At 70.8% G+C, this 14,980-nt stretch carries 12 protein-coding genes and 1 pseudogene; 5 read left to right on the top strand and 8 right to left on the bottom strand.

Features of this window, described 5'->3' with window-relative positions:
- Positions 1-8: 8 nt before the first annotated feature.
- The 3 genes from AB0J74_RS09570 to AB0J74_RS09560 all read right to left on the bottom strand — a co-directional run bounded on the left by AB0J74_RS09570 (position 9) and on the right by AB0J74_RS09560 (position 3,346).
- Positions 9-923: an ABC transporter permease gene (locus tag AB0J74_RS09570; RefSeq protein ID WP_363446408.1), complete on the bottom strand. Its 915-nt coding sequence runs from the start codon at positions 921-923 to the stop codon at positions 9-11.
- Between the two features lie 76 nt (positions 924-999).
- Positions 1,000-2,157 carry an ABC transporter ATP-binding protein gene (locus AB0J74_RS09565; protein WP_363446406.1) on the bottom strand — a complete coding sequence of 386 codons (1,158 nt, stop codon included), beginning with the start codon at positions 2,155-2,157 and terminating at the stop codon, positions 1,000-1,002.
- Position 2,158: 1 nt separating this feature from the next.
- A complete protein-coding gene (locus AB0J74_RS09560; RefSeq protein WP_363446404.1) occupies positions 2,159-3,346 on the bottom strand; it encodes a spermidine/putrescine ABC transporter substrate-binding protein in 1,188 nt (395 codons plus the stop codon).
- A gap of 262 nt (positions 3,347-3,608) precedes the next feature.
- Here AB0J74_RS09560 and AB0J74_RS09555 point away from each other — a divergent pair, with 262 nt between their 5' ends.
- The 3 genes from AB0J74_RS09555 (at position 3,609) to AB0J74_RS09545 (ending at position 6,921) form a co-directional block, all read left to right on the top strand.
- Complete coding sequence (locus AB0J74_RS09555; protein WP_363446614.1) at positions 3,609-4,088, top strand: Lrp/AsnC family transcriptional regulator; 480 nt, start codon at positions 3,609-3,611, stop codon at positions 4,086-4,088.
- 140 nt (positions 4,089-4,228) lie between these two features.
- A complete protein-coding gene (locus AB0J74_RS09550; RefSeq protein ID WP_363446402.1) occupies positions 4,229-5,575 on the top strand; it encodes an aspartate aminotransferase family protein in 1,347 nt (448 codons plus the stop codon).
- Positions 5,576-5,586: 11 nt separating this feature from the next.
- Positions 5,587-6,921: an FAD-binding oxidoreductase gene (locus AB0J74_RS09545; protein WP_363446612.1), complete on the top strand. Its 1,335-nt coding sequence runs from the start codon at positions 5,587-5,589 to the stop codon at positions 6,919-6,921.
- 422 nt (positions 6,922-7,343) lie between these two features.
- Here AB0J74_RS09545 and AB0J74_RS09540 read toward each other — a convergent pair whose 3' ends face one another.
- Positions 7,344-7,706, bottom strand: a complete 363-nt coding sequence (locus AB0J74_RS09540) for a DUF3499 domain-containing protein (RefSeq protein WP_363446400.1) — start codon at positions 7,704-7,706, stop codon at positions 7,344-7,346.
- A gap of 101 nt (positions 7,707-7,807) precedes the next feature.
- Between AB0J74_RS09540 and AB0J74_RS09535 the strand changes: the two genes are divergently transcribed.
- Complete coding sequence (locus AB0J74_RS09535; RefSeq protein ID WP_116066831.1) at positions 7,808-8,251, top strand: metallopeptidase family protein; 444 nt, start codon at positions 7,808-7,810, stop codon at positions 8,249-8,251.
- A 137-nt stretch (positions 8,252-8,388) separates the two neighbouring features.
- Here AB0J74_RS09535 and AB0J74_RS09530 read toward each other — a convergent pair whose 3' ends face one another.
- Positions 8,389-8,649: a WhiB family transcriptional regulator gene (locus tag AB0J74_RS09530; protein WP_116066832.1), complete on the bottom strand. Its 261-nt coding sequence runs from the start codon at positions 8,647-8,649 to the stop codon at positions 8,389-8,391.
- Positions 8,650-9,100: 451 nt separating this feature from the next.
- Between AB0J74_RS09530 and AB0J74_RS09525 the strand changes: the two genes are divergently transcribed.
- Positions 9,101-9,604 carry an NUDIX domain-containing protein gene (locus tag AB0J74_RS09525; RefSeq protein ID WP_363446398.1) on the top strand — a complete coding sequence of 168 codons (504 nt, stop codon included), beginning with the start codon at positions 9,101-9,103 and terminating at the stop codon, positions 9,602-9,604.
- A gap of 86 nt (positions 9,605-9,690) precedes the next feature.
- Here AB0J74_RS09525 and AB0J74_RS09520 read toward each other — a convergent pair whose 3' ends face one another.
- The 3 genes and pseudogenes from AB0J74_RS09520 to cofD form a co-directional block, all read right to left on the bottom strand.
- A complete protein-coding gene (locus AB0J74_RS09520; RefSeq protein ID WP_363446396.1) occupies positions 9,691-12,411 on the bottom strand; it encodes a bifunctional FO biosynthesis protein CofGH in 2,721 nt (906 codons plus the stop codon).
- 728 nt (positions 12,412-13,139) lie between these two features.
- Positions 13,140-13,907, bottom strand: a pseudogene (locus tag AB0J74_RS09515) (coenzyme F420-0:L-glutamate ligase); the annotation flags it as partial.
- A 119-nt stretch (positions 13,908-14,026) separates the two neighbouring features.
- Positions 14,027-14,971, bottom strand: coding sequence for a 2-phospho-L-lactate transferase (gene cofD, locus AB0J74_RS09510; RefSeq protein WP_363446394.1), 945 nt, complete (start codon positions 14,969-14,971; stop codon positions 14,027-14,029).
- Between the last annotated feature and the right edge of the window lie 9 nt (positions 14,972-14,980).

The raw sequence follows: 14,980 nt of genomic DNA, 5'->3' as shown, positions 1-14,980 counted from the left end.
GGTCATCGCTAGACCACCTCGTCCGTGCCGGCGCGGCGTACGTAGGTGAAGACGATCGCCAGGATCAGCGCCATCAGCAGGAACGAGAGCGCGGCGCCCTGGGGTGGCTGCTGGCGCGACAGGAACGCCGAGTTGACCACGTTGCCGACCATCGCGGTGTTGGTGTTGCCGAGCAGCGCGGCGTTGATGTAGTCGCCGACCGCCGGGATGAAGAACAGCAGCGTGCCGGCGACCAGGCCGGGCATCGACAGCGGCAGGGTGACCCGGACGAAGGTGCGGGCCGGGCTGGCGTAGAGATCGCCGGACGCCTCCAGCAGCCGGGTGTCGAGCCGCTCCAGGCTGGCGTAGAGCGGCAGCACCAGGAACGGCAGGAAGTTGTAGGTCAGGCCGAGCACCACCGCCACCGGCGTGGCCAGCAGGCGGCCGTCGGCGCCGAGCAGGCCGACATCGCGCAACACGTGCACGAGCCAGCCGTTGTCGGACAGGATCGTCTTCCAGGCCAGCGTGCGCACCAGGAAGCTGGTGAACATCGGCGCGACCACGCAGACCAGCAGCAGGTTCTTCCAGCGGCCGGCCTTCTGCGCGATGGCGTAGGCCAGCGGATAGCCGATCACGATGCCGATCACGGTGGCGATGCCGGCGTAGGCGAACGAGCGGACCACCTGCGGCCAGGCGTACGCGAGCGCGTCCGGGTAGTTGCCGAACTCCCACGTCATCGCGTAGCCCGTGGTCACCGAGCCCGACGGGTCGTAGAGGCTGGTCGCGCCGAGTTGCAGGGTCGGCACGACGAAGAACAGCACCAGCCAGGCGAAGCCGGGGAGCAGCAGCAGGTAGGGCAGCCAGCGGCGGCGGCCACGGGACAGCTCGGGGGCGGCGGTGGGTGCTTCGACCGGCCGGGCGCCGACGCCGGTCAGCAGGCTCACGTCCCGACCCCGCTTCGGGAGGTCGGGCGTTGTTCGCCCTGACTGCTGAGCCGGCTGGTTCGCTCGCTGCGCTCGCTCACGAGACGGCCCCGACGGCGTCGGGTGTGTCGAGTTCCGGCGTGGTGCGGTCGCCCTCGCCCGGCTCGCGGTGGAGCAGGAACGCGTGCTCGGGGCTCCAGTGCGCGGTCACCTCGCCGCCGACCGGCAGCGGTGCGGCCGAGCCGCCGTTGGGCGCGAACACCGCGAGCTCGGTGCCCCAGCCGGTGCGCACCAGGTATTGGGTGCTGACGCCGACATAGGACGAATCGGTGATCACGCCGCTGACCGACTGGTGGCCTGACGGGACGTCGCCTGTCGAAGAGACCAGAGCCAACTTCTCCGGGCGTACGCCGAGGAAGACCGGCCCGGTCTCGGCGCGGGCCCGCACCGCCGGCACGGCGAACCGCTGCCCGTAGGCCTCGACCAGCACGTCGCCGCCGGACCGGCCGGCGACGTCGCCGGCGAGCAGGTTGGACTGGCCGAGGAAGTTCGCGACGAACGGGCTCGCGGGGTATTCGTAGATCTCCGCGGGCCGGCCGAGCTGCTCGATCCGTCCGGCGTTCATCACCGCGACCGTGTCGGCCATCGTCATGGCCTCTTCCTGGTCGTGGGTGACGTGCACGAACGTGATGCCGACCTCGGTCTGGATCCGCTTGAGCTCGATCTGCATCTGCCGGCGCAGCTTGAGGTCGAGGGCGCCGAGCGGCTCGTCGAGCAGCAGCACCTGCGGGTGGTTGATCAGTGCCCGGGCCAGCGCGACCCGCTGCTGCTGGCCGCCGGAGAGCTCGGCCGGCCGGCGCTTGGTGAAGCCCTCCAGCTGGACCAGCGCCAGCATCCGCTCGACCTGCGGCGCGATCTCGCGGACCTTGCGCCGGCGCAGCCCGAAGGCGATGTTCTCGAAGACGTCGAGGTGCGGGAAGAGCGCGTAGCTCTGGAAGACCGTGTTGACCGGGCGCTGGTAGGGGCGCAGCCGGGTGATGTCGCGGTCGCCGAGCCGCACCTCGCCGGCGGTCGGTTCCTCGAGCCCCGCCACCATCCGCAACGTGGTGGTCTTGCCGCAGCCGGAGGCACCGAGCAGCGCGAAGAACGAGCCCTGCGGGACGGTCAGGCTCAGGTCGTCGACGGCGGTGAACTGGCCGAACCGCTTGGTGACGTTGGTGATGCGCAGGTCGCCGGCCTCGGAAGCGGTCACCATGTCAGGCTCCGATGACCTTCTGGAACGCGGCCTCGTACTCCCGTTCCTCGGCTTCGGTCAGTGCCTTGAAGACCTTGGCCTTCTTCAGCAGGGCGTCGTCGGGGAAGATCAGTGGGTTGGCCGCCAGGTCGGGGTCGATCTTCTCCATGGCTTCCTTGGCGCCGCTGACCGGACAGATGTAGTTGACGTAGGCCGCGACCTCGGCCGCCACCGCCGGGTCGTAGTAGTAGTCGAGGAACTGCTCGGCGTTGCCCTTGTGCGCGGCCTTGTTGGGCACCGAGGAGTTGTCGGAGTAGAGCATCACGCCGGCGTCCGGCGCGACGAACTTCACCTTGGGGTCTTCGAGACCGAGCTGGATGATGTCGCCGGACCAGCCGATGCACGCGGCGATGTCGCCCTTGGCCAGGTCGGGCGCGTAGTCGTTGCCGGTGAACCGGCGGATCTGGCCGGCGTCGACCGCCTTCTGCAGCTTGTTGATCGCGTCGTCGAACTGCGCCTTGGTGAAGTCGGACGGGTCGTGGCCGTTGGAGGCCAGGATCAGGCCCATCGTGTCGCGCATCTCGGTCAACGCGGTCACCTTGCCCTTGAGGTCGGGGCGGGTGAGCAGGTCGTCGACGCTGCGGATCTCCTTGGTGACGTTGCCGTTGTAGGCCAGGCCCGCGAGGCCCGACTGCCAGGGGACCGCGTACTCGTTGTTCTTGTCGAAGGGCCGGCCCTTGAGCGAGGGCAGCAGGTTCTTCGAGTAGTTGGGCATCTTCGTGAGGTCGAGCTTCTGCAGCCAGCCGAGCCGGATCATGCGCGCGCTCATCCAGTCGGTGAGCACGATGACGTCGCGGTCGGTCGGTTGGCAGGCGGTCAGCTGGTTCTGCACCTTGCCGAAGAACTCGTTGTTGTCGTTGATGTCTTCGGTGTAGCTGACGGCGATGCCGGTCTTGGCCTCGAATGCGGCCAGCGTCGGGCGCTTCGACTCGTCTTTCTCATCGACGTCGATATATTGGGGCCAGTTGGAGACGATGAGCCGCTTGTCGGTGGCGGAGGAATCTTCGCTGACACAGGTGGCCTCGGTCTGCTGTGCGCCTTTGGTGCCGCAGGCGGCCAGGGCGCCGCCGGTCAGCGCGAGGCCGCCGGCAGCGAACGCGCCGCGCATCAGCGTGCGACGGGAAAGGGAGGAGCGCGTGGTCGAAAGCAAAGCCGCTGCCTCTGGCGACAACGGCGGGTGCGAGCGGTAGCGCATCGGGGGCTCCCGGTTCGGCCTAGTCGGGGGGATAGCTAGACGACGACCGATCCTGACATGCGATAACCCTTGTCACAAGGGATTCCGTTGCCGCTCTCGTAGTTGACGACGAAATACGGAAGACTTGTCGGTGTAACGCCGTGCCGTTAATGAGGAGGAACCTTAGATGGGCATGTCGGGCAACGGGGCCGGTCCGGCTTCCACCGCCGCCGCCGGGATGCGGCGGGTGGCGGTCCGCGACGGGGCCAGCCACGCGCTGCTCGACGACGTCGCCAAGCAGATCATCGAACAACTGCAGGAAGACGGGCGGCGGCCGTACGCGACGATCGGCAAGGCGGTCGGCCTCTCCGAGGCGGCCGTCCGGCAGCGCGTGCAGCGGCTGCTCGACGCCGGGGTGATGCAGATCGTCGCCGTCACCGATCCCCTCCAACTCGGCTTCCCGCGCCAGGCCATGATCGGGCTGCGCATCTCCGGCGACCTGGAGCAGGTGGCCGACCGGTTGGCCGAGTTGCACGAGGTCGACTACGTGGTGATCACGGCGGGCTCGTTCGACCTGCTCTGCGAGGTCGTCTGCCGCGACGACGACCACCTGCTGGAGATCCTCAAACGGCTGCGCGCGGTCGAGGGCGTCGTGTCGACCGAGGCGTTCGTCTACCTCAAACTGCGCAAGCAGACCTACACGTGGGGCACGGCGTAGCCCGCTTCCGCTTCGGATTTCGTCGCATCTAGCGGTGTTGACTGACGTAAACCCTTGCGAGTATGCGCGATCTCGTGCGATAACCGTGGTAGGTGCTGTGGGCCCACCAGGGTCCGCACGACGACGCGATGGGGAATCCGATGGCCAACGCCACCGACCACCTGTGGATGCACTTCACCCGGATGTCCAGCTATCGCGACGGGGAGGTGCCCACGATCGTCCGCGGCGACGGCGCCTATGTGTGGGACGCGCATGGCCGCCGCTACCTCGACGGGCTCGCCGGCCTGTTCGTGGTCAATGCCGGCCACGGGCGCACCGAGCTTGCCGACGCCGCCGCCAAGCAGGCCGCGGAACTGGCCTACTTCCCGCTGTGGTCGTATGCCCACCCGACGGCGATCGAGTTGGCGTCGCGGATCGCGGAACTGGCGCCGGGTGACCTCAACCGGGTCTTCTTCACGACCGGCGGCTCGGAAGCGGTCGAGGCGGCGTGGAAGTTGGCGCGGGCCTACTACAAGCGGGTCGGCAAGCCCAACAAGCACAAGGTGGTCAGCCGGCACATCGCCTATCACGGCACGTCGATGGGCGCCCTGTCGATCACCGGGCTGCCGGGGATCAAGGCCGACTTCGAGCCGCTGGTGCCGGGCGGGATCAAGGTGCCGAACACCAACTTCTACCGGGCGCCTGAGCACGGCGACTCGTTGCTCGACTTCGGCCGGTGGGCGGCCGACGAGATCGGGCGGGCCATCGAGCGCGAGGGTCCGGAGACCGTCGCGGCGGTGTTCCTCGAGCCGGTGCAGAACTCGGGGGGCTGCTTCCCGCCGCCGCCCGGGTATTTCGAGCGGGTGCGGGAGATCTGCGACGCGTACGACGTGTTGCTGGTTTCTGACGAAGTGATCTGCGCCTGGGGCCGGCTCGGCTATTACTTCGGCGCCGAACGATACGGCTACCAGCCCGACATCATCACCACAGCGAAGGGCCTGACCTCCGGGTACGCGCCGCTGGGCGCGATGATCGCGCGCGACGAACTGATCGAGCCTTTCCTGTCGTCGTCGTCGATGTTCGCGCACGGCGTGACGTTCGGCGGGCATCCGGTGTCGTGCGCGGTGGCGCTGGCCAACCTCGACGTGTTCGCGCGGGAAGACCTGACCGGGCACGTGCGGTCGCTGGAAGACGCGTTCCGCTCGACGTTGTCGCGCCTGCTGGACCTGCCGATCGTGGGCGACGTACGCGGTGACGGTTTCTTCTACGGGATCGAACTGGTCAAGGACAAGACGACCCGGGAGACGTTCGACGAGGCCGAGTCGGAGCGGCTGTTGCGCGGGTTCTTGTCGACGGCGTTGTTCCAGGCCGGCCTCTACTGCCGGGCCGACGACCGCGGTGACCCGGTGGTGCAGTTGGCGCCGCCGCTGATCTGCGAGCAGCAGCAGTTCGACGAGATGGAGCAGATCCTGCGGACGGTGCTGACGGAGGCGTGGCAGCGCCTGTGATCTCGTTATGGATGGGCGCACCGCCGGCGTTGCGTCCGTCGCTGCCGGGGTCGACCTCGGTGGACGTCGCCATCGTCGGCGCCGGTTACACCGGGCTGTGGACGGCCTACTACCTCAGCGCGGCGGCGCCGTCGTTGCGGGTGGCGGTGCTGGAGCAGTCGTATGCCGGGTTCGGCGCGTCCGGGCGTAACGGCGGCTGGTGCTCGGCGCTGTTGCCGTCGTCGTTGCCCACGCTGGCGCGGCGTCATGGGCGGGCGGCCGCGGTCGCCTTTCAGCGGGCGATGAACGCCACGGTCGACGAGGTCGGCCGGGTCTGCGCCGCCGAGGGGATCGCCTGTTCCTTCCACAAGGGTGGGACGGTGACGGTGGCCCGGTCGCCGGCGCAGCTGTCACGGGCCGCCGCCGCGGTGTCGTCCGCCGCTTCGTTCGGGTTTCCCGAGGTGACGCTGCTGTCGGCGGCGGCCGCGTCGGCCCGGCTCGGGGCCACGTCGGTGCTGGGCGGGGTGTTCACACCGCACTGCGCGGCGATCCAGCCGGCGTCGTTGGTGCGCGGGTTGGCGTCGGTGGTCGCCGCGCGCGGCGTCGCTGTGTACGAAGGGACGCCGGTGACCGCCCTCCGGCCCGGGGCCGTGGAGACGCCGTTCGGGACGGTGCGGGCCCCGGTGGTGGTGCGGGCGACGGAGGGATATACGGCCGGGCTGCCCGGGTACGGGCGCGCGGTGGCGCCCATCTACTCGCTGATGGTGGCCACACCGCCACTGCCGGCGTCAGCGTGGGACGCGATCGGCCTGGCCGACCGGGAGACGTTCAGCGACTTCCGGCACCTGATCATCTATGGGCAGCGGACGGCGGACGGGCGCTTGGCGTTCGGCGGGCGGGGCGCGCCCTACCATTTCGGCTCGTCGGTGTCCGCGTCGTACGACCAGGAGCCGGCGGTCTTCCTCGCCCTCCGCCGGACGCTCGGCGCTCTGTTCCCGGTGCTCGGGCCGGTCGCGGAGATCGAGTTCGCCTGGGGCGGCCCACTGGGCGTGACGCGGGACTGGACGGCGTCGGTGGGCCTGGACCGCTCGTCGGGCCTGGCCTGGGCCGGCGGCTACGTCGGCGACGGGGTAGGCACCAGCAACCTGGCCGGCCGCACCCTGGCCGACCTGATCCTGGAGCGGCCGTCGGAGCTGGTCTCGCTGCCGTGGGTGGGGCATCGGTCGCCGGGCTGGGAGCCGGAACCGTTGCGCTGGCTCGGCATCAACACCGCACTCCGCGCAACCGCCTCAGCCGACGCCGCCGAATCCCGCACCGGCCGCGCCTCCCGCCGGGCCGCCGTGATCGACCGCCTGATCGGCCACTAGCCGACTCGCGCTGGTCGCGGCTCCGCGACCGCGGCTTGGCCGAGGCGGCGAGCTATCGCGAGCGCCGCACAGACCGGGCCGCCGCACGGACCGGGTCCCGCCGCACGGACCGGGTCCCGCCGCACGGACCGGGCCCGCCGCACGGACCGGGTCCCGCCGCACGGACCGGGCCTCACCCCACGGACAGGCCTCACCCCACGGACAGGCCTCACCCCACGGACCGGGCCTCGGCGCTTCCGCATGGCGTGGGGGCGGTCGCGGGCGGTGGTCGAGCTGGGTCTTGGTTGTGTGGCGCGGGCCTGGCAGGGACGGGCCCCCTAGGGCCCGGCCCGGTCTCCGGCGGGAGCGACGGTCCGGACCACCGCGGACCCGGGAAAGGATCATGGGTTCGGATCGTCGGCGAAATGCCGGTTAGGTCCTGGTTATTGGCTTGGCGGGATGACCCGGAGGTGGCCGCGGCGGCCTTGGTGGTGGCCGGCGTGGGGCATGTCGTCGAAGTCGTCGTAGCGGCCTGGGCGGGCTGCTTCGCGGACGGCGTCGGCCAGGGCGACCAGGTCGTCGGTTGTGGGTGGGGGTGGGTCGAATGCGCCTTCGTGGCGGACTACTTCCCAGCCGCGGGGGGCGGTCAGGGAGCGGGCGTGGGTCTCGCACAGGTCGTAGGTGTGCGGCTCGGCGAACTGGGCGAGGGGCCCGACCACCGCGGTCGACTCGTGGTAAACGTAGGTCAGCGTGGCGACAGCCGGCCGGGGGCAGCCGTTTCTGGAGCAACGCCGTGGAGACCTCACGGCGGCACGTTATCGCCCCCGCCCGGGCGTTGCCCCGCCTTGCGCCGCGACACGCCGATCGCAGGGCTAGGCTGAGGCTGCTTTTCCCCAGGAGGTGCGCCATGACCAGCCCGGCCAACCGCCGCCCGCCGTCCGGCCGGCGTCGCGACCGTCATGGTCGCGGGCTGCGGGGGCGACTGGTCCCCGCGACGGTGCCCCTGGCCCGCACCAAGGCGGAGATCTTTGATGATCTTGTCCTGGATACGGTCGAGAGCCTCGAGCACCGGTTCGCCAAGGAGCTCGCCGGGGTCGAGTTCGCGGTCGAAGACGTGCCGCCGGACCTGAACGTCTACGACACCGACGTGCTCGAAGACGGCGAGGTGCCGCTGGCCCGGCTGTTGCCCGGGCGCCCCGGCCGGGCCGACATGGCGCCGCGGATCGTGCTCTATCGGCGGCCGCTGGAGTTTCGGGCCATGGACCATGACGACCTCGCCGATCTGGTGCACGACGTGATCATCGAGCAGGTCGCCAATCTGCTCGGGCTGGATCCTGACGAGCTGAGCTGAGCACCCTGGATGCGGTCGAGGGCCCGCATCGCGAACGATGGTGGCCCTCGGTCCCGTCATAGATCTTGTTGTGCCGCTCCTCGCGGGTTCCCCCTCCGCCCCGGCGCGGCCGGCTTCTTGCCCTGGTGCGGGTTAGGTCAGGCGACGACGCGGCGCTTCAGCTTGCGGCGCTCCCGCTCCGACAGCCCGCCCCAGATCCCGAACCGCTCGTCGTGCCCGAGCGCGTATTCGAGGCACTCGGCCTTGACGTCGCAGCGCGAGCAGATGCGCTTGGCCTCGCGGGTCGAACCACCCTTCTCGGGAAAGAACGCTTCCGGGTCGGTCTGCGAGCACAGCGCCCGCTCCTGCCACTCCGGCGCGTTGCCGAGCAGGTCGGCGCCCTCGACACGGCCATCCATTACGTTTGCCTCCTTTCGCACGCCGGCCCAGCGGCCGACGTAACCCCCTCGCGGAAGGCCCTACTTTTTCGCCCGTACGGTCCTATTTGTCATGTCCCGTTCGAACGACCCCAGTGAAATTACACGCGTGTAATGCGTGCGTCGTCAAGCGGAACCTGATAAATAGGCCCACTCACCGGCGTGCCGTGCACGACTCGCGGGATTGCGCCGTGGCCCTTTGGCTCCCTACCGATCCAGCCCCCGGCCGGGTAACGCTCGATCACCGAGATTCCCACCAGGCCCGATCCCACAACCGCACATAACGAATCAAACCATGACAGTCCTCCCTTGATCCACCCGGCCTCGGCTAGTCCCCCGGTCGGGGGCTGACCCCAGAGTGGACCTTGGCGGCAAGGTGGACGCTGTGTACCCGCAGTGGGTTGGCTGGCAAACGGCACCTACGCTGCGGGTCGTGGCGATCTCGGAGTACGTGGGCGGTCTGCGGCGCGTCGTTGGGACCAGTCTGCTCATGCTGCCGAGCGCGTGTGCGGTCGTGGTCGATGATCGCGGGCGGGTTTTGCTGGGGCAGCGGTCGGACAACGGCCAGTGGTCGCTGCCCGCGGGAGCGGTCGATCCTGGGGAGCAGCCGGCGGAGGCTGCCGTTCGTGAGGTGTTCGAAGAGACCGGGGTGCGGATCGCTGTCGAGCGGCTGGCTGGGGTGGCCCTGCGCGAGGTGACGTATCCCAATGGAGATCTCTGTCAGTACCTCACTGTCTGGTTCCGGTGTCGGGCCGTGGGCGGGGAGGCCGTGGTCAACGACGAGGAGTCGACGGCCGTGGATTGGTTTTCGCTAGCCGCGCTGCCTGAGCTGGACGCGGTCGACCGGTTGCGCATCGAGACGGCGCTCGATGACGCGGCACCGGCGTGGTTCGCCGTGCCGGGTCAGGTCTACGACTGGCTACCCGGTCGGGCCTGATCGCCTTTCCGCCGGGCGGCGGGCGGGCGCCGGGCGGCAGGCGGGCGCCGGGCGGTCGGCGGGCGGTCGGCGGCGGGGTCGCGACGTCAGTGCAGCCCGTAGGCGGTCGTGCGTTCGCGGGCCGGGCGGCCGGCGGCGGCGGCGATGGCCTTGAGCTGCTCGACCGTGCGCGCCGAGCCGTTGGCCGACCCGGCCATCCGGGAGATGGTCTCCTCCATCAGCGTGCCGCCGAGGTCGTTGCAGCCGCCGTTGAGCATCGCGACCGTGCCCTCGTCGCCGAGCTTGACCCAGGAGCACTGGATGTTGTCGATGCGGCCGTGCAGCAGCAGCCGGGCCATCGCGTGCACGACCCGGTTTTCCCGCCATGTCGGGCCCGGGCGGGCGATGCCGGCCAGGTAGATCGGCGCGTTGGTGTGCACGAACGGCAGGGCCACGAACTCGGTGAAGCCGCCCGTCCGGTCCTGCACCGACGCCAGCACCCGGAAATGGCCGAGCCATTGGCGGGGGTGGTCGACATGCCCGTACATCATCGTGGAGCTGGATCGGATGCCCAGCTCGTGGGCGGTCGAGACGACCTCGACCCAGGTGGCGGCCGGCAGTTTGCCCTTGGTCAGCACCCACCGGACGTCGTCGTCGAGGATCTCGGCGGCCGTGCCGGGGATCGTGTCGAGGCCGGCGTCGCGGAGGTTCTCCAGCCAGTCGCGAACCGACATGCCGCCCTTGGCGGCGCCAGTCACGATCTCCATCGGGGAGAACGCGTGGACGTGCATGCCCGGCACGCGTTGCTTGATGGCGCGGACCATCTCGGCGTACGCCGTGATCGGCAGTTTCGGGTCGATGCCACCCTGCATGCAGATCTCGGTGGCGCCGGCCGCCCAGGCTTCCTCGGCGCGGTCGGCGACCTGGTCGACCGAGAGGCGGAAAGCGTCGGCGTCGCGTTCGCGCTGTGCGAAGGCGCAGAACCGGCAGCCGACGTAGCAGACGTTGGAGAAGTTGATGTTGCGGTTGACCACGTAGGTCACGTCGTCACCCACGGTGTCGCGGCGGACGTCGTCGGCGATCCGGCAGAGCTCGTCGAGCGCGGTGCCGTCGGCGTTGAACAGCGCCATCGTGGCCGCCTCGTGCCGCTCGTCGAGCAGGGCCGCGGGGTCGGTCGCGGCTAGACGAAGGCCGGCGAGGACGTCGGACGGCGCCCGCCCGGCATTGCCGCCACCCGCCTCGGACCGCGCCCGCCCGGCGGCGCCGTCGCCCGCCCCGGACCGCGCCCGGCCGGCGGCGCCGTCGCCCGCCTCGGACCGCGCCCGCCCGGCATTGCCGCCGCCCGCCTCGGACCGTGCCCGCTCAGCGGCGCCGCTGCCCGCCTCGGACCGCGCCCGACCGGCGCCGCCTGCCGTGCCGAGCTCGACCGCCTCGGGTGAGATTCGGCCGGCGATCTCGGACCAGTCGCCGTAGACCGAGTCGAAGTCGCCGCGGCGGTCGCCCGTGCGGCCGGTGGTGTCGATCGTCTTGTGCAGGTCGGTGCGGCCGCCGGGCACGAACGCCTCGTCGGGCTCCTGCCACGCCCGGCCGACCGGCAGCGTGCCCTCCATGGCCAGGCCGGTGTCGGCGTCGGCGAGCGCCGCGACGTGCGCGGACAGGCGGGGGTCGAGCCAGGGGTCGCCGCGCCGCACGTATTCCGGATAGATCGTCAATCGCTCGCGCAGCGTGAAGCCGGACGCGGCCGACCGGGCGGCGAGTTCGTCGATCATCGGCCAGGGCCGCTCGGGATTGACGTGGTCGGGGGTGACCGGCGAGACGCCGCCCCAGTCGTCGATGCCGGCGCGCAGGAGCAGGTCGTATTCGCCCTCGATCAGGTTGGGCGGCGCCTGGATGCGGGCGCCCGGGCCGAGGATGATCCGGCCGACGGCGATCGTCGCGGCTAGGTCGTGCAGCTCGGCGTCGGGCATGCCGCGCATCGCCGTGTCGGGCTTGGCCCGGAAGTTCTGGATGATGACTTCCTGGATGTGGCCGTATTCGCGGGCCGTGCGGCGGATCGCGAACAGCGCGTCGGCCCGCTCGACCAGGTTTTCGCCGATGCCGATCAGGATGCCGGTGGTGAACGGCACGCCGACCCGGCCCGCGTCGTCGAGGACCCGCAGCCGGACCGCGGGCTCCTTGTCGGGCGAGCCGAAGTGTGGCCCGCTCTTGTCGGACCACAGCCGGGTCGCGGTGGTCTCCAGCATCATGCCCATGCTCGGCGCGACCGGCTTGAGCCGCTGCAGCTCGGCCCAGCTCAGCACGCCCGGGTTAAGGTGCGGCAGCAGGCCGGTCTCTTCGAGCACGGCAATCGCGCTGGCGCGCACGTAGTCGAGCGTCGAGTCGTAGCCACGCGCGTCGAGCCACTCACGCGCCGCCGGCCAACGCTCCTCAGGGCGATCACCGAGGGTGAACAGCGCTTCTTTGCACCCCTGTGCGGCGCCTGCCCGCGCGATGGCGACGACCTCGTCGCGGTCGAGGAACGCGGCCGGCAGCCGGTGCGGCACGGTGGCGAACGTGCAGTAGTGACAACGGTCCCGGCAGAGGCGGGTCAAGGGAATGAAGACCTTGCGGGAGTACGTCACGACGCCCGGCCGGCCGGCGTCGCGCAACCCGGCGTCGCGGATGGTGCCGGCGATGCGCAGCAGCTCGTCGAGCGGCTCGCCGCGCGCGGCCATCAGGTCGGCCGCCTCGCCGAGGTCGAGCGCCTTGCCGTCGGCAGCACGGGCCAGCGCCCGCCGGATGCTCGCGGCAGTGGGCGGCGTGGGCGCGGTCGGGATCAGATCAGCCACCGTTGAAGCGTAGGCGTTGCCACCGACAGCTTTCCGTGGTGACTGTCACTTGGACGCCGGGATAAATCTTGCGTAGTCGTGAACCGGCCGGCCGCCCCGATCCGATGAAGAGGTATGAGCGGAACGCAGCCAACACCTCAGCCGACAGTCACCACGACCAATGGCCCGTCGCCGTCCGCCACGACATCCATCGTGGAGCCGACCCCTTCGGCTGCAAGCGCGGCACGCAGCCGGTGCACGTCAGAGCCGAGCGAGACCAGGGCAGCCGGGCCACCGGGAGCCGCCGGTCGACAGCGGACCCGGTAGCGGTCGGCGGTCTGCCCGAGTCCGACGGCGTTCGGCTGGCCTGGTTCGGCGGCGTTCGGCTGGCCTGGTTCGGCGGCGTTCGACTGGCCGGGTCCGGCGGCGTTCGGCTGGCCTGGTTCGGCGGCGTTCGGCTGGCCCGGTTCAGCGCCGTCGGGCTGGCCGGGTCCGGCGGCGTTCGGCTGGCCGGGTTCAGCGGCGTTCGGCTGGCCCGGTTCAGCGCCGTCGGGGTGGCCTGGTTCGTCGGCGCTCGGCTGGCCGGGTTCAGCGGCGTTCGGCTGGCCTGGTTCGGCGGCGTTCGGCTGGCCTGGTTCGGCGGCGACCTCGAAGGTTGTCCGAGCGCTGCCGGCGATGGTGGTCAATGCACGGCGGACAGACTTGGCCAGGTCCGTCTCGTCGAGTTGCACGAACGGCGGCTGGCCGTCGTCCGCGAGCCGGGCTGCGGCGCGGAGGCCCTCGGCGCGGGCCTCGGCGGTGCCTAGCGAGAAGAGGTCCTGGTCGGCGCCGCGGACCAGCACGGCCGCGCCGTCGCCGTCGGCGGCCGGAAGGGGTGCGTCGAGGTAGCCGCGGACGACGGCTACCGGCACCTGGGCGCATTTGCCCTTGACCAGTTCGCCGGCGGCGGCCAGCTCGTCGATCACCGCCATCTGGGTGATGGAGAGCTCGTTGCCGTAGGGGTCGACCTCGCCGCGGTGGTCGCGGATGGCCGGCACGCCGGCGGCGCCGAGGGCTACGTCGGTCAGGCCGTTGCGCCATGGGCGGCCCATCGTGTCGGAGATCACTACGGCGACGTCGAGGCCGTGCCGTTCGCGCAGCGTGGCGCGCAGGGCGCGGGCGGAGGCGTCCGGATCCTTGGGAAGGAGCACCAGGTGAGCGCGATCGACGTTGGACGCGTCGATGCCCGCGGAGGCCATCACGAAGCCGTGGTGGGTCTGCACGATGCGGGTCTGACCGCGGCGGGCCACCGGGCGGGCGGTCTCCGCGCGGAGCACCTCCTCGCGGGCCACGGTGCGCTCGTCGCCGTCGACGGGCACGTCGACCAGGCTGCCTTCCGCCTTCGACACGATCTTGCTGGTGACGACCAGCACGTCACCGGCGCGCAACCACGGCGCGGCGGCGGTGATCGCCGCCGCCAGGTCGTCGCCGGGTCGCACGTCGCCGATGCCCTCGACCGGCAACACCTCGAGCCGCATGCCCACTCCCCCGCCAGCCGCCGTCTGATCGACAGCGCTCATCCCGACACCCGCAACGATCCCAGACCCGGCAACCATCCCGAGCCCGGCAACGTTCCCAGAACCAGCGGCGGTGGTGGTCATGCCAGGTCGACCGCCGCGCGGACCATCTCGGCCGTCGCCTGCTCGTCGGTCATCCAGAGTGGAACGGCCTTGACCGTCACACCGGGCACCTCGGCGCCCGCGTCGGTGCTGTCGACCAGCCAGCCGTCGAGGATGCCGTTGGCACCCCGGGCGCCGTAGAGGCCGCCGACCGCGGCCGCGGTGCACGGGACGCCCAGCACGGCGAGGCATTTGTCGGCCATGCCGCGCACCGGGCTGCCGCCGATGATCGGCGACACGCCGATCACGGGTGCGGTCCCGCCGGCGAGCGCGTCGCGCAGGCCGGGCACGCCGAGGATCGGGCCGATGCTGACGACCGGGTTGCTCGGTGCGACCAGCACCACGTCGGCGGTGGCGAGCGCTTCCAGCACGCCCGCGGCCGGCTTGGCGGTCTCTGCGCCGACGAAGACGAAGCGGCGGGTGGGCACGTCGCCTCGGTGGCGTACCCACCATTCCTGGAAGTGGATCGCCTTTTCGCCGTCGAGATCGACCACGACGTGCGTTTCGACCCGGTCGTCGGTGGCTGGCAGCAAACGCACACCAGGTTGCCAGCGTTGACACAGTGCCTCGGTCACGGCCGAGAGCGGGTAGCCGGCGTTGAGCATCTGGCTGCGCACCAGGTGCGTGGCGATGTCTTTGTCGCCCAAACCGAACCAGGTCGGCTCGGCGGCGTACGCGGCCAGCTCGGCCTTCACCGCCCAGGTCTCACCGACCCGGCCCCAACCGCGTTCTGGGTCCGCGGCGCCACTCAGGGTATACATGACGCTGTCGAGATCGGGACAAATCCGCAGGCCGTGCATGGTCACGTCATCGCCGACGTTGACCACAGCGGTGACCTCGGCGCCGATGTCGCGGGCATAGGCCCGGACGCCGGTCAAAAACCGCGCCCCGCCGATACCTCCAGCCAAAACGACGATGTGCATATCGCAATC

This window comes from Asanoa sp. NPDC049573 (genome assembly GCF_040676615.1).
GTDB lineage: Bacteria > Actinomycetota > Actinomycetes > Mycobacteriales > Micromonosporaceae > Asanoa.
This window is presented reverse-complemented; position numbering and strand designations above follow the sequence as displayed.